At 71.1% G+C, this 14131-nt stretch carries 13 protein-coding genes; 7 read left to right on the plus strand and 6 right to left on the minus strand.

All coding sequences use genetic code 11. From position 1 onward, the window contains the following. Positions 1–130 precede the first annotated feature (130 nt). The 4 genes from CLV67_RS14005 to CLV67_RS14020 form a co-directional block, all read right to left on the minus strand. Positions 131–1168, minus strand: coding sequence for a zinc-dependent alcohol dehydrogenase family protein (locus CLV67_RS14005; RefSeq protein ID WP_106318301.1), 1038 nt, complete (start codon positions 1166–1168; stop codon positions 131–133). A gap of 187 nt (positions 1169–1355) precedes the next feature. Beyond that, positions 1356–2375: a type I glyceraldehyde-3-phosphate dehydrogenase gene (gene gap / locus CLV67_RS14010; RefSeq protein WP_106318303.1), complete on the minus strand. Its 1020-nt coding sequence runs from the start codon at positions 2373–2375 to the stop codon at positions 1356–1358. A gap of 99 nt (positions 2376–2474) precedes the next feature. Next, a complete protein-coding gene (locus CLV67_RS14015; protein ID WP_106318305.1) occupies positions 2475–2771 on the minus strand; it encodes a hypothetical protein in 297 nt (98 codons plus the stop codon). A gap of 117 nt (positions 2772–2888) precedes the next feature. Continuing rightward, a complete protein-coding gene (locus CLV67_RS14020; protein WP_106318307.1) occupies positions 2889–3776 on the minus strand; it encodes a universal stress protein in 888 nt (295 codons plus the stop codon). A gap of 449 nt (positions 3777–4225) precedes the next feature. Here CLV67_RS14020 and CLV67_RS14025 point away from each other — a divergent pair, with 449 nt between their 5' ends. The 7 genes from CLV67_RS14025 (at position 4226) to CLV67_RS14060 (ending at position 12192) form a co-directional block, all read left to right on the plus strand. Next, positions 4226–4522, plus strand: a complete 297-nt coding sequence (locus CLV67_RS14025; RefSeq protein ID WP_106319066.1) for a universal stress protein — start codon at positions 4226–4228, stop codon at positions 4520–4522. Then, the gene (locus CLV67_RS14030; protein WP_106318309.1) at positions 4476–4874 is read left to right on the plus strand and encodes a universal stress protein; all 399 of its coding nucleotides are present in this window, start codon (positions 4476–4478) and stop codon (positions 4872–4874) included. The genes CLV67_RS14025 and CLV67_RS14030 overlap by 47 nt, the downstream gene beginning before the upstream one ends. A gap of 270 nt (positions 4875–5144) precedes the next feature. Next, complete coding sequence (locus tag CLV67_RS14035; protein ID WP_106318311.1) at positions 5145–5723, plus strand: adenine nucleotide alpha hydrolase family protein; 579 nt, start codon at positions 5145–5147, stop codon at positions 5721–5723. A 123-nt stretch (positions 5724–5846) separates the two neighbouring features. Then, on the plus strand, positions 5847–8534 hold the full coding sequence (locus tag CLV67_RS14040) for a bifunctional acetate--CoA ligase family protein/GNAT family N-acetyltransferase (protein ID WP_106318313.1): 2688 nt from the start codon (positions 5847–5849) through the stop codon (positions 8532–8534). Between the two features lie 104 nt (positions 8535–8638). Next, positions 8639–9256 (plus strand): GNAT family N-acetyltransferase, encoded by a 618-nt coding sequence (locus tag CLV67_RS14045; protein ID WP_106318315.1) that lies wholly within the window; start codon positions 8639–8641, stop codon positions 9254–9256. A gap of 63 nt (positions 9257–9319) precedes the next feature. Next, entirely contained in the window at positions 9320–10747 is a 1428-nt protein-coding gene (locus CLV67_RS14050; protein WP_106318317.1) for a DUF4389 domain-containing protein, read from the plus strand. Positions 10748–11292: 545 nt separating this feature from the next. Further along, positions 11293–12192: a universal stress protein gene (locus tag CLV67_RS14060; RefSeq protein ID WP_106318321.1), complete on the plus strand. Its 900-nt coding sequence runs from the start codon at positions 11293–11295 to the stop codon at positions 12190–12192. Positions 12193–12361: 169 nt separating this feature from the next. Here CLV67_RS14060 and CLV67_RS14065 read toward each other — a convergent pair whose 3' ends face one another. Together CLV67_RS14065 and CLV67_RS14070 are read right to left on the minus strand one after the other, a co-directional pair. Next, entirely contained in the window at positions 12362–13204 is an 843-nt protein-coding gene (locus CLV67_RS14065) for an SPFH domain-containing protein (RefSeq protein ID WP_106318323.1), read from the minus strand. A gap of 101 nt (positions 13205–13305) precedes the next feature. Then, on the minus strand, positions 13306–14127 hold the full coding sequence (locus tag CLV67_RS14070; RefSeq protein ID WP_106318325.1) for a universal stress protein: 822 nt from the start codon (positions 14125–14127) through the stop codon (positions 13306–13308). Between the last annotated feature and the right edge of the window lie 4 nt (positions 14128–14131).

A 14131-nucleotide genomic window follows, 5' to 3' on the forward strand; every position in this document is an offset into this window, starting at 1 on the left:
CGGCGGTACCGGGAGGACCTCGGATCGGCGCCCGGGGCCGTATCGAAATGGGTTCGGAGCACCGTGACCACGGCCGACCTCGGCCGCGGTCACGGTCGCCACAGCGGTACCCGCAGTCGCGGGCGAGCTGTCACCGGGTGAGCAGTACCTTCAACGCGCCGGTCTGGCCCGGCCGGGCGAACACGTCGTACGCCTCCTCGATCTCCTCGAGGGCGAACCGGTGGGTGACCAGTTGTGTGACGTCGATCTGCCCGGCCGCCAGCATGGCGAGCAGTCTCGGCGTCGAGTGGGTGTCCACCAGTCCGGTGGTGATGGTCAGATTGCGGATCCAGAGGTCTTCCAGGTGCAGGGTCGCGGGCTTGCCGTGGACGCCGATGTTCGCGACAGTTCCGCCCGGACGCACGAGCGTGGTGCACAGTTCGAAGGTCTCGGGGCTGCCGACGGCTTCCATGACGACGTCGGCGCCCAGCCCTTGGGTCAGCGCGCGGATCGCGCCGAGCGCGACCCGCTCCGGGGTCAGGGTGACGTCGGCCCCCAGGATCTTCGCTGCCTGCAGGCGGCTCTCCGCCTTGTCGATCACGACGATGTGGGCGGGTGAGAACAGCTTGGCGGTGATGATCGCCGCGAGCCCGATCGGCCCGGCCCCGACGACGACCACGGTGTCGCCGGGACGTACCCGGCCGTTGAGCACGCCGACCTCGTAGGAGGTGGGCAGGATGTCGGCCAGCATCACCGCGTTCTCGCTGCTGACCTGGCGAGGAAGCCGGTAGGTCGAGAGGTCGGCGAACGGGATGCGGGCGTACTCCGCCTGAACTCCGTTGATGGTGTGGCCGAGGATCCAGCCGCCGCCGGACAGGCACTGCCCGTAGGTCGCCTCACGGCAGAACCGGCAGCTTCCACACGCTGAGATGCAGGAGGCGAGAACGCGGTCGCCGACCGCCAGCCCGGTCACCGCCGGTCCCCGCTCGACCACAGTGCCTACCGCCTCGTGGCCGAGCACCCGCCCGGGTGTCACCTCGGGCACGTCGCCGGCCAGGATGTGCAGGTCAGTCCCGCAGATGGTGACCGCATCGATCCGGATCACCGCGTCACGCGGGTCACGGATGTGCGCGTCCGGGATCTCCGTCCAGGTTCGTTGGCCCGCTCCGCCGTACACGAGTCCTTTCATTTTCCTCTCCTTCTGGCGTCGAAGGAACCGCTACGTGCCGAAGGATGCGCCGGCGCAGAAGTATCGGTAAGGGCCGAAGGACCGGAAGCTGACGTGCCGTGGTGACGGCCGCGCGTTCCGGACCGAGGGCCCTCCCTCCGGGGTCCCACCGGCTGAGGCCCTGGAACGCGGCCAGGGCCTCAGGTGATCAGCGGCCGGTGGCGGCCATCTGCAGGGTCAGATCAACCAGCCGATTGGTGTAACCCCACTCGTTGTCGTACCAGGCGAAGACCTTGGCCAGCCGGCCGTGTGCCTGCGTCAGGCCCGCGTCGAAGACACAGGACGCCGGATCACCGACGATGTCGGCGGAAACGATCGGCGCCTCGGTGTAACGGATGACACCGCGCAGGTCCGGCTCCGCGGCGGCGGACGCGACGGCTTCGTTGATCGCAGCCGCGTCGACCTCCGCATCCAGGATCAGCGACAGATCGCTGATCGAGCCGTCGACGACCGGCACACGCAGGGCCACACCGTCGAGCCGCCCGGCCAGCTCGGGAATCACGGCACCCACCGCCTTCGCCGCGCCGGTGCTGGTCGGGATGATGTTGACGGCGGCGGCGCGGGCCCGGCGCATGTCCTTGTGCGGCGCGTCGAGGACGTTCTGGTCGTTGGTGTAAGCGTGCACCGTCGTCAGGAATCCGCGCTCGATGCCGAAGGCCGCGTGGAGGACCTTGAGCAGCGGTGCAACACAGTTGGTGGTGCACGAAGCGGCAGAAAGAACCTCGTGGCGCAGCGGGTCGTAGGTTCCCGCGTTGACGCCTGGCACCAGGGTGGCGTCGACGCCTTTGCCGGGCGCCGAGATGAGCACTCGTCTAGCGCCGGCCTTCAGGTGCAGGGCCGCGTCCTCCCGGGTACGCATCTTGCCGGTCGACTCGATCACCAGGTCGATACCCAGGTCTGCCCAGGGCAGCGCCTCCGGCGTGCGCGAGGAGAAGGTACGGATCCGCTGCTCGCCCACGGTCAGCGTACTGCCGTCCGCCGCGACGCCGAGGCCGAGACGTCCGAAGGTGGAGTCGTACTCGAGCAGATGCGCGAGAGTCGCCGGGTCGTACAGGTCGTTGACCGCCAGCACGCGCAGATCCTTGTCGGCGAGGTCGTCCCCGAGAAGACGGCGCAGATAGTTGCGGCCGATCCGGCCGAAACCGTTGATCGCAATGGAGAATGTCATGGCTTACCTCCTGTCATCGCTTCCAGCTGGGAGCCCGTCGGCCGTACGAAACAGGGCCGGACGGCATGTCCCGCCGCACCGGGCACCTGGTGAACGACCTCAGGTGGTGGCGTCAGGGCGGTCGTTGCCGGGCAACGGCATCGGATTGCGCTCATCGTCGCGGGCCGCGAGGCCGCCCACGGCCTGGTGATACTGCCCTCGGCTGATCTCACCGCGGAGCAGCTGTGCCACCAGGGCGCCCTCCAAGGTGGTGGGCACGCGCTCCCGCCGGCCGCCGTCGTCCCCGGTACCGGCGCTCGCCGCGACCTTGTCTGCCGCGGTGGCGTCGGGCATGGGCCAGAGAATCGCGGTGGTCACCACGAGCAAGAGCAACACAGTGATGATCAGGGCCACCATTGTCATCACCTCCGTGTCTGCATCGTCGTCCGCATGAGCGGCGACTCGGCAGGGACCAAGGTCCCGCATCGAGGTGCCGCGTGGCCGGCCGGACAGTCTCGCCGGCCGGCGAACCGATCAGAACCAGGACGTGCCCGCCACCGTCGCACGCGGAAGCCCCACCCCGGACCATCCCGGCGGGATGAGCAGGACCGGGCACAGCCGCCGCTCGCTCGGGGAGGACCGGCCGATGTGGTACAGCATCTCCACGAGCCAGCCCTTGTGGCCCCGGCCCGCCACCAGGAGCCGCCCGCGGCGTGACGCCCGTTCCACCGTGTAGGGCACGTCGGCGTCGCTGAGCAGGAGGCGGTTCACGATCACGTCGGGCCAGGTTCGGGCCGCGCGGGCGAGCGTCCGGCGCATTCGTTCCTCTGCCGACCGGCGCTCGGTGTCGTCGTCCCCGCTTCCGGTGGTCCACACATGGGCCGCCGCGAGGGGGCAGCCCGCACGGGACGCGGCTTCGAAGGCAGATCCCACCGTGGCGGTGGGCCGGCCGGAGGTCGCCACCACGACGGGGCCCTGGCCACCTGTCGCGCCGCGGAAGACGAGCAACGGGCAGTGACTGTGGTGGGCCACGTACGCCGCGGTCGAGCCCCATCCGTGCCCGAGCGTCGACTCGTCCCGATGTCTCAGCACCAGCAGGCCGGCCCGGCCCGAGTGCCGGATCAACGCCTCGGCGGCGCTGTCGTCGGCCAGCTCGGTCCGCACGGTGACCCCGGGCGCGACGCGCCGGGCCCGCAGCGACGCCAGATCCAGAAGGTGCCGGCCGTCTGCGGGGTCCGGCCGGAGGGCTCGATGCCGCGGCATTCCACCGTGGCGTCCGGGCCAGGCGTGCACGATCCTCAGCGGCACGCCGACACGCGCGGCCTCCGTGGCCGCGATATCGACAATCTGCAGTCCGTCCGGCACGTCGTCGACGCCGACCACGACGGGCAGCTTCTCCTCGACTGACACGACACTGTGCATACTTCGTACGCTAGGCACCCCCCTGGTCGGAACGGCACGGCTGACCGGAATCAGATCAGGGTCCTTGCGCCCGTCCCGCCGATCAGGACCAACGACCCTGGGCGCCGCCCCGGCGATGCGCGAGGCTTCAGCCAGACGCCCACCGCCGGACCTGGCTCACCGGCTCACGGCAGACCGAAACGGATGGCCGTCGCGCCACCAGACCCACCGTCGTCAAGACGGCACCGGATCCGGTGACCACGGTTCCGGCGATGGGCGTCCGAGGAACTCCGCCATTGCCGGCTCGTGACGACAACCGATCGGCGGCCGGCTGCCGCAAGCCCCACAACGACGGGACCTAAGACCCTGCCCCCGTACGTATCGACGGGTGTGCCATGGGTGGGAGCAGCGGTCGGACCCGGCGCAGCGCTCCCCGCGTGGCGCACGGCAGCGGAAAGGAGGTCCGTACCGTGCACAGAGAGATCATCGTCGGATACGACGGCTCACCGCACTCTCAGGCCGCCCTGTTGTGGGCACTGGACGAGGCCGCCCGCACCGGCGCCTCCGTCGAACTCGTCTACGTCGACGGGTCCCCGGTACTGGTGCCCGCCGCTCGGCTGATCCAGTCCCCGCCACTGCCCGCGGACCGATACCTCACGGAGGTCGTCAACGGCACGCTCGAGCGGGCCGTGGCCACGGCGAAGAAGACCCAGCCACGGCATCGACGGCTCGGCGGCGGCCGCGACGGTCCTCACCTTCGCCGCTGAGCAGGCGTGGGCCCGCAAGGCCCCGCTGCGGGTGATCAGGGCCTGGCAACCGGTGACCGGGCTGTGGGAGGAGACCCCGATGGTCACCAGGACGGTCACCGAACACGAACGCGAACCGTTCGACGCCCTCGTCACGGTCGTCCGTAACGCCTTTCCCGGGGTGGCTGTCGGGGCCGAGGCGACGGTGGCTCATCCGGCCGAGGTTCTCACCCACGCCAGTACCGGCGCGCAGCTGCTGGTGGTCGGCAGCCGGGGGCACGGCGCTGTCAGCGGCCTTCTGCTGGGCTCGGTCAGTCAGCATCTGCTGCGGCATTCCGCATGCCCGGTCGTGGTGGTCCGCCCGAGGACCTGAGACGACCTGAGACCCGGCGAGCAGGGAGGCGACGATGAACATGATCCCGCACGACATGACGCCGCTGCCCGACCTGCTGCACGACGACGCCGTGTTCGTGGCCGCTGGCGCCACCTGTCCCAGCGGATCGACATCCCGGCGCCCGGAGCCGGCTCGCCCGGGAGGAGGTGGACTGGCACTGGCAACTGTACGAGGAGATGGCGGCACGCGGCGTGGACCGGTTCCCCGCCGACGCCCGCCCGCACCGGTCCCGGATCACCAGGGGGAGCCATGGACAGGAATCTGAACAGCATCGCGGTCGACCGGCTGGCCGCCGCGGTCCGCGCACGCCTGCGCGACGACCTGGCAGACCATGTCCGCGGGTTTCCGGAGCACGGCGTCGTGGAGGTGACGACGCCGTCCCCGCCGCGCGGCGCGGTGGTCGTCGCCGCCGTCTCGGGGGACGCCGGCTCCTGCGCAGTCGTCAGGTATGCGAACCACCGGGCACTCGACCTCGGCGTGCCGCTACGGGTTGCACATGCCTGGAGCGGGCGATCCGCCATGGTGACCGACCTGTTGCTGACGTCGGTGCTGTTCGAATGTCTCGGTCCCCACGACGCGGCAGCCGCCGAGCGGGCGATTCTGCACGATCCCGATGCCGGAAACGCCCTGCGCGCCCTCAGCCACGAAAGCCGCCTGCTCGTGGTCTCGTCCGCGACGGGATTGACCGGCTCCCGTCTGCTGGGCGACACGGTGGTCTCGCTGATCGGGCACACCGCCTGCCCGCTGGCGATCGTGCTGCCTTCGGCGGGCACGTCCACGGCATCCTCATGGGCCACCAGGTCCGGGGCCGCAGGGCTGAACCTCTGATCGCGATGATCGACCCGGCTCGGCGGGACACGGGTCCCGCCGCCCGCACCCGCGGGACCAATCGCACTGCCCGAACACGTCGGGTCCGGCAACCCTGGAACCAGGGGCGATCAGGGAGGAATCATGCAGACCGGGACCGTTGTCACGGCTGGCGACGGCACCGTGCCCGGTGCCCGGAGCGAGCCGGTTCACGCGCTGACAGCCGACGGCGGCATCGTCGCGATCCGGCCGGTCAGGCCCGAGGACGCCTCGGCGGTCACCGGGATGTACGAGGCTGCCTCGGCCGCCAACCTGCGGCTGCGGTTCTTCGCCCAGCCCAGCCCGGCCACGCTCAGCACCGAGGTGAAGCGGCTGTGCCGGCCCGAATCCAACCAGCACGTCAACGTCCTCGCCTACGAAGGCGACACACTCGTCGGGGTCGCCTCCGCCGAGCGGCTCGGTGACCGCCCGGCCGCCGAGTTCGCGGTATTCGTCGCCGATCGGCAGCACGGCCGCGGCATCGGCACACTGCTCCTGGAGCACCTGGCCGCCCGCTGCCGGCGGCACGGGATCACCGAACTGATCGGCGAGGTGCTGCCCGGCAACGTCGACATGCTCCGCGTCGCCCGGAATCTCAGTTCGCACGCCCGCAACCACCTGGACCGCGGCGTCGTCGACGTGAGCGTGCGGATCGGCGACGGACTCGCCGACCCGATCGTGGACGAGCGCGAGCGTACCGCTGAACGTGCCTCGCTGCGCGCCCTTCTCAGCCCGTCGTCGGTGGCGGTGGCCGGTGCGGGCCGGCGGGCCGGCAGCGTCGGCCGGGAGACGCTGCTGTCGCTGGTGGAATACGGTTTCACCGGAACCCTGTACGCGATCAACGGCCGTGGCACACCGGTCGGGCCGGTGTCCGGCTATCGCAGCCTGCTCGACCTGCCCGGCCCGGTCGACCTGCTGGTCATCGCCGTACCCGCCGATCAGGTCGCCGGGGTGCTGGCCGACGGCGCCCGGGCTGGTGCGCACGCCGCTGTGGTGCTCAGCGCCGGCTTCGGGGAGGCCGGACCGGACGGCCGCGAACGGCAGGCCGACCTGGTGCGGCTGGCACGTCGTCACGGCATCCGCCTGGTCGGCCCCAACTGCCTCGGTGTCTTCAACTCCGATCCGCGGGTGCGTCTCGCGGCCGGATTCGCCCCGCAACTCCCGCCAACGGGCGGCCTGGCCGTCGCCGCGCAGTCCGGCGCTGTCGTGATCGCCGCGCTGGACCACGCCGTGCGGACCGGCACGGGACTGTCCACAGTGGTGTCACTCGGCAACAAGGCCGACATCAGCGGTAACGACCTGATCGCCTACTGGTACGACGATCCGGAGACCCGGGCGGTCGCCCTCTATCTCGAGTCGTTCGGCAATCCCCGGAAGTTCGCCCGCACCGTACGGGCTCTGGCCCGCCGCAAGCCTGTCCTGGCCCTCAAGAGTGGCAGCTCGGTGGCCGGAGGGCGTGCCGGCGCCTCCCACACCGCGGCGGCCGCCGCCCCTGCGGCCACCGTCGACGCCCTGTTCGCGCAAGCCGGCGTGATCCGTACCGAAACCCTCGGAGAACTGCTGGACACCGCACGGCTGCTGACCGCCGGCCCGCTGCCGGCCGGACCCCGGCTCGCGGTGGTGAGCAACTCCGGTGGGCTCAACGTGCTCTCCGCCGACGCGGCCGAACAGGCCGGCCTGCAACTACCGGTGGCCGGCCCCGACCGGCCGGAGAATCCGCTCGATCTGGGCGCCGGCGCCACACCGGACCAGTTCTCGGCCGCCACCGAGACGGCCGCCACCGCCGGCACCGCCGACATGCTGCTGCTCGTCGTGGTCTGCACACGGGCCAACCGGCCCGCGGACGTCCTCAGCGAACTCGGCCGCGTCATGGACCGCCATCCGGACCTGTGCGCCGCGGCGGTGGTCACCGGAGCAACCGGTTTGCCGCATCGAATCGGTGAGCGCGGTATGCCCGTCTACGAACTCCCGGAACAAGCGGTGCGGGCACTCGCCCACGCCGCGGCCTACGCCGCCTGGAGGCAGCGCCCGCTCGGCGGCTGGGCCGACCTGCCCGGCATCGACCGCGCACGCGCCCACACGCTCGTCGAGCAGGCCTTGGCCACTGGGCCGGGCTGGCAGGACTACGCCACCACCAGTGACATCCTGGCCGCCTACGGCATCGGGATAGTCCCCGCCGAGGTCGCCCTCGACGCTGGCGCCGCCGTGTCGGCAGCCGCGCGGATCGGCGGCCCGGTCGTGCTCAAATCCGCCGATCCGCAACTGGTGCACAAGAGTGACACCGGTGGCGTGCGGATCGGACTGGCCGACGGCGCCGCCGTCGCCGGGGCTTTCGAGACCGTCGCCTCAGCGGGCCGCCCCGGATCAGGTGTGCTGGTGCAGCCCCAGGTCGGTGGCACCGTCGAGCTGGTGGCCGGCCTGGTGCACGACCCTCTCTTCGGATCCGTGGTGCTGCTGGGACTCGGCGGGGTCCGCACCGACCTGCTCGCCGACCGCACCCTGCAACTCGTGCCCATGACCGATCTGGACGCCGGCCGGATGTGGCGTTCCCTGCGGTGTGCCGCACTGCTGACGGGCTACCGGGGCACGGCACCGGCCGACACCGCCGCGCTGGAGGACCTGCTCCTGCGGCTGGGCCGGCTCGCCGAGGAAAATCCCGAGATCGCCGAGCTGGACCTCAACCCGGTGTTCGCCGGACCGGACGGGATTCACGCCGTCGACGCCAAGCTGCGGCTGTCACCAGTCGGCGACGAGCCTGACCCCGTGCTGCGGAAGCTACGCGAACCCGGGTAGCGGTACGCACCGGTCCCGGTCGTGCCGCATCACACCCTCGGCGAGCACAGGCTCGACCGTTCGCCCGGTCTCCCCCGCAGCGGCAATCGTCGATCATTGCTCTCATGACACCGGCCCCGATCAGGCACCCCCGCGCCGTGCCGCCGGGCTATCCGACCGAGTACGAGCGGGACCTGCGCCTGCCCGGCGGCCGAACGGTCCTCGTACGCCCGATCATCCCCGCCGACCGCGGCCCACTGGCGTACGCGATCCGCACCGCCGACCCGGACACCGTCCATCGCCGGTTCCTCGGCTCACCGCCACGCATCACCCCACGCCTGCTGACCCACCTGTGCACTGTCGACTACCGGAAGCGCTTCGCACTGGTCGCCCTGGACCCGGCGACCGGCGCGGGAATCGGCATCGCGCGATACGAGGCGACCGAGGAGGACACCGCCGAGGTCGCTGTCGCCGTGACACCGGCATGGCGGCGCGCGGGCCTGGCGACCGCGCTGGTCGAGGTGCTCGCCGAGGCCGCGATGGACCGCGGGATCCGGGCGTTCAGCGCCTACTATCTCGCCGACAACCGCCCGGTCACCGCACTGCTCGACCTGGTCGGCTCACGCGATCGCACATCGGTCCATGAAGGGTTCGCAGAGGCGGCGGTGGCGCTGGACCGGGACAGCGTGACAGCGGCCGTCGAGAACCTCACCGCGGAGCCTCCGCCGAGCCGCGATCCGTGACCTAAGACCCTGCCGCGGCCGCCGGAAAGGGACTCTCCTGGAACTGATTCTGGGAGGTAATTGATGGACCTTTACCCGCTGCGGGTGGAGGCGCGCCGCGACGAATCCCTGAGCCGCTGGCTCTGGCTCGTCAAATGGCTACTGCTGCTCCCGCACTATCTGGCTCTGGCGGTCCTCTGGACCGGCCTGGTGGTACTCACCGTGGTGGCCTATCTGGCAGTGCTCATCACCGGCCGCTATCCGGAGCCGATCCGCGCCTACAACGTGGGTGTGCTGCGCTGGACCTGGCGGGTCGGCTACTACGGCTACCAGGCGCTGGGAACCGACGCCTATCCCCCGTTCACGCTCGCCGACGATCGGAGTCATCCGGCCCGGTTGCACCTGGACCCGCACGAGCCGCCGCCCCGATGGCTGCCGCTGGTCGCCTGGCTCCTGGTGGTGCCGCACCTGATCGTCCTCACTGCCCTCTACGGCGCTGCCAGCCGCCAAGCCGACACACCCACCCCGATCGGGGTGACTGCGGCACTACTGCTCATCGCCGGGATGGCGCTGCTGTTCACCGGCCGTTACCCGCGTGGCCTTCACGACCTGCTCGTCGGTGTGGCCCGCTGGAGCCTGCGCGTGACGGCCTACATCGTGCTGCTCGTGCCGCGCTACCCTCCGTTCCGGCTGGACCAGGGTGGCTCCGAGCCCGATCCGGCTCCGTCCGGCCCTGTCGCGGAACAACAACCCCGTCCGGCCCCGCAGTCGTCGATCGCCGGGTCGGTGATCGCCCTGGTGGGCGGTGTTCTGCTGCTCCTGCCGGCGGCTGGTCTCGGCACCGGCGGCGGGGTACTGCTGGCAGTGAACGCCGCACGCGACAGTGCGGGCTACGTGACCAGCCCGGTCGAACGGCTGGAGACGTCGACGTCGGCGATCACTGCCGAGCACGTCACGATCACAGGTGCCGGAAGGTGGACCCGGCAGACGACCGACCTCGGTGATCTGCGGCTCGAGGTGACCTCACCGTCCGGTCGTCCGGTGTTCGTCGGCGTCGCGCCCCAGTCCGCGGTGGATGCCTGGCTCGCCGGCACCGCACATGACGAGCTGACCGGTTTCGACTCGGGCACGCCCCGGTACGACCGGTCGGGTGGACAGGTCCGGCCGGTCTCCCCGCCGGCCGCGGAGTCGTTCTGGATCGCCGAGGCCACCGGCTCGGGCACCACGACCCTGCAGTGGACCGCAACCGGCGGAGAATACGCCGTGGTCGTGGCGAACGCCTCCGGAGCCTCCGCGGTTTCGGTCGACGTCCGCGGGGCGGCCCGGGTGCCCGACCTCACCGGAGTCGGCGGAGGACTGCTGGTCGTCGGCATTCTGATCGGCCTGATTGCTGTCGGCCTGATCGCCGTGGGCGGAATCGGACTCGGCCGCCGGCACGGCGGACCGCCGCCGGGAAGTCCACCAATCGGGCCGCCGCCGCGCCTCACTCCGCCGGTCGCCACGGGATCGTGAGCCGGCACCGTCCATGGCCCAGGGGTGAGCGCGGTCGCAGCGGCAGAGCGGCTCGGCTGTCCGGTGACGATCCGTCCGGCCGCCGGTTCGGCCACGCGTGCGCGCCGCGGTGGCGGCCGGGACGGACTGACCACCGCGGCCGCCGGACGTGAGACGTTCGACGCGGTGATCCGGTCCGGTGGGCCGGGTAACGGGGTACTGGTACAGCATCACCTCGAGGCCGCGATGGAACTGACCGACGGGATCAGGCGGATTCCCGGTTCCGGGCCCATCGTCGATGCCGGATCGGAACAGCACCGTGACGAGGTGCGCCCTGGCAGACGATCACCCCGAGATCGCCGAGTTTGAGCTCAGCCCTCTTGTGGCCGGCCCGAACGGAGTCGTCGCCACCGATATCCGGCTCCGCCTGGGCACGGCCGCAGCATGCCGCCCACCCGTGGCGGGCCGATATCAGGGCACAACGGCTCGCCCCGGCAGGCCGGGTCGCCCTGCCGTCACGCGTCGTCGCGAATCAGGCTGAAGGCCAGGACGGCAAAGGAGGCGTCATGGACACCCCGACGATCGTCGTCGCAGTCGACGGCACCGACCCCGGCATGACGGCCGTAAGATGGGCCGCGCTGGAAGCGCAACGCAGCAACCGGAACCTGGTGATCGTCCACGTTCTGGACTGGGACTGGGCCACCGCCCGGTACGAATCCGGCGGTCAGCAGTTCGCGCTCGCCAAGCAGCTGGCCGAGAGCCTCACCGCCCGTGCCGCCCACGACGCGAGGAACGCCGCACCGCCGATCGAGATCGGCACCGACGTACTGATCGGCAATCCGGTCGCCCAGCTCGTCGTCGTTTCCGAACAGGCGGACCTGCTGGTCGTCGGGAACCGGGGCAGCGGTGGATTCACCGGGCTCGGACTCGGCTCGGTCAGCCAGCGAGTGGCCACCCACGCGCACTGCCCCGTCGTCGTGATCCGCGGCCGCGCCGGCGCCGACGGGCCCGTCGCGGTGGGTGTCGACGACGCGGACACTGCCGACGAGGTGCTGGAGATCGCATTCACCGCGGCCCGGGAACGCGGCGCCAGCCTGATCGCGATCCGCTCCTACCTGCCGGTTCTCCCGCTCTACTACGACCGGTTCCCGCCCGCCGAGATCACCGCGCCGGAGCAGGACGCCACCGAACGCGCCCGCTTCCATGAGAAGCTCGCGCCGTGGCGTGTGAAGTACCCCGGCGTGCCGGTGGAGGCCCTGCTGTCACACGGCAGCGCGGCGAGCGTGCTCAACGGCGTCTCCCACACCGCGCAACTGATCGTGGTCGGCAGCCGGGGGCACGGCGTGCTCGCCGGCACCCTGCTCGGCTCGACGGGCCTGCAGCTACTGCACCACGCCGACTGCCCGGTGCTGATCGTGCGCCCGCACGGCAGGACGGCCGCACAGGCTCCGTTCCCGGAGCGGTGAGGCGGGTGGCGCAACAGGTCCGCCGGGATCTCCTGATCGGCGTCGCGGACGCGTGCTCCGCGCACTGATCAGGAGACGCTCGTCAGGCTGCCCCCGAACGGCGGCAAGGCCGGCACGTGACCGGCCTGACGGCCTGTGTCACGTGCCGGCCACGAAGGGCCGTCTCAAGTCAGCGTGAGACCTCGGCGAGTGGCCGTATTCCGTTGATGCCGGCGGCCTCCGGGCCGGGCGCGGCCTGGGCGGACTCACGGTCGGGCTCGGTGAGCCGGTCGAAGAACCGCAGCAGCTCCACCGGGAACGGCATCACGAGCGTGCTGTTCTTCTCCGCCGCCACATCGACGACGGTCTGCAACAGTCGCAACTGGAAGGCGCCAGGCGTGGCGGCCATCGCGTGGGCGGCGTCCGCCAGCCGCTTCGAGGCCTGGAACTCGCCGTCGGCCGCGATGACCCGCGCCCGGCGCTCGCGCTCGGCCTCGGCCTGGCGCGACATCGACCTCTTCATGCCGTCCGGCAGAGCCACGTCCTTGACCTCGACCCGCTCGATCAGCACGCCCCACGGCTTCTCGGTCGGGGCGTCGATCGCCGCCTTCAGCTCGGCGTTGATGCGCTCCCGGTCGCTGAGAAGCACGTCCAGGTCGGCGCGGCCGATCACCGACCGCAGCGACGTCTGCGCCACCTGCAGGACCGCGTCCCCGTAGGCGCGCACGTTGACGAGCGCGCGGATCGGATCCACGACCCGGTAGTAGACGACGGCGTCGACGGTCAGGGTCACGTTGTCCCGGGTGATGGCGCCCTGCGCCGGAACCGGCATGACCACCGTCTGCATGGTGACCTTCACCATCCGGTCCACCAGGGGGATGATGAACCGCAGTCCCGGTTCACGGACGCGGTCCTGCACCCGCCCGAACCGGAACACCACTCCACGCTGGTACTGCTGCACCAGCCGTACGCTGAGCCCGAACAGGATCAGCACGCCGAGAACGACGATCCCGGCAATTGACCAGCTCTCCATCTCTCCTCGATTCCCCGGCACGGCGAGGCATCGGGTACGACACCCGGTGTCACCTTCAGCCTCAGCGGTTCCACGGTGGCCGGACAGGGCCGATCGACCCGTCAAGCGGCTGCGAACCGCCATCCGGGCGGCACCAGAAGCACCGGGCACAGCAGACGACCACCCGTGGCGGCATTGGCGGCGCTGTACAGCTGCTCGACGAACCAGCCCTTGTGGCCCCGCCCGGCAACCAGCAGGCGGCCTCGCCGCGAGGCTCGCTCCGCGGTGTACGGGATATCGCTCTCCCTGATGAACAGCCGCTCCACGGTGACACCGGGCCAGTCACCCCGCGCCCGTTCCAGTTCATCGTCGGCACCGGGCTCGGCCTGCTCGCGAACATGAACCGCGACGAGCCCGCTCGAGAAGGACGACGCGGCGTCGAAAGCAGAATCGACGGTGGCGGTACGGCGGCCGGAGGCGGCCAGCACGACAGGTCCCTTTCCCGGCGACGGCCCGCGGTACACCAGCAGCGGGCAGGCGCTGTGGTGGGCCAGGCAGGCGGCGGTCGTTCCCCAGCCGTGTCCCGTACCGGCGTCGTCACGGTGTCCCACCACCAGCAGGTTCGCGTGCTCGGAGGCTCTCAGCAGCGCCTCGGCGGGACTGTCGTCGGACAGCTCGGTACGGACCCTCAGCCCCGGGTACGTGTGGCCGGCGCGGAGCGCAGCGAGTTCCAGCAGGTGACGGGGTTGTTCCGGGACCGACGCGACGAACCGCCGGTACGGATTCCGCGGATACTGGCCCGCCCACGCGTGCACGATCCGCAGTGGCAGCCTCCGGCGAACCGCTTCCGCCGCGGCGACGTCGACGACCTGCAGATCGTTCGGCGGGCCGTTGACGCCGACCACGACGGGCGGATTCTCTTCGATCGGGACGAAGGGTTGCATACCC

Source organism: Actinoplanes italicus (genome assembly GCF_003001815.1).
Classification (GTDB): domain Bacteria; phylum Actinomycetota; class Actinomycetes; order Mycobacteriales; family Micromonosporaceae; genus Actinoplanes; species Actinoplanes italicus.

What these genes read in the sequence shown, in the direction of transcription:
- CLV67_RS14040 (WP_106318313.1), top strand. Translation starts at nt 5,847, where the DNA reads ATGCAGACCGGGACCGTTGTCACGGCTGGCGACGGCACCGTGCCCGGT.
- CLV67_RS14065 (WP_106318323.1), bottom strand. Translation starts at nt 13,204, where the DNA reads ATGGAGAGCTGGTCAATTGCCGGGATCGTCGTTCTCGGCGTGCTGATC.
- CLV67_RS14015 (WP_106318305.1), bottom strand. Translation starts at nt 2,771, where the DNA reads ATGGTGGCCCTGATCATCACTGTGTTGCTCTTGCTCGTGGTGACCACC.
- CLV67_RS14020 (WP_106318307.1), bottom strand. Translation starts at nt 3,776, where the DNA reads ATGCACAGTGTCGTGTCAGTCGAGGAGAAGCTGCCCGTCGTGGTCGGC.
- CLV67_RS14045 (WP_106318315.1), top strand. Translation starts at nt 8,639, where the DNA reads ATGACACCGGCCCCGATCAGGCACCCCCGCGCCGTGCCGCCGGGCTAT.
- CLV67_RS14005 (WP_106318301.1), bottom strand. Translation starts at nt 1,168, where the DNA reads ATGAAAGGACTCGTGTACGGCGGAGCGGGCCAACGAACCTGGACGGAG.
- CLV67_RS14060 (WP_106318321.1), top strand. Translation starts at nt 11,293, where the DNA reads ATGGACACCCCGACGATCGTCGTCGCAGTCGACGGCACCGACCCCGGC.
- CLV67_RS14035 (WP_106318311.1), top strand. Translation starts at nt 5,145, where the DNA reads ATGGACAGGAATCTGAACAGCATCGCGGTCGACCGGCTGGCCGCCGCG.
- CLV67_RS14070 (WP_106318325.1), bottom strand. Translation starts at nt 14,127, where the DNA reads ATGCAACCCTTCGTCCCGATCGAAGAGAATCCGCCCGTCGTGGTCGGC.
- CLV67_RS14050 (WP_106318317.1), top strand. Translation starts at nt 9,320, where the DNA reads ATGGACCTTTACCCGCTGCGGGTGGAGGCGCGCCGCGACGAATCCCTG.
- gap (WP_106318303.1), bottom strand. Translation starts at nt 2,375, where the DNA reads ATGACATTCTCCATTGCGATCAACGGTTTCGGCCGGATCGGCCGCAAC.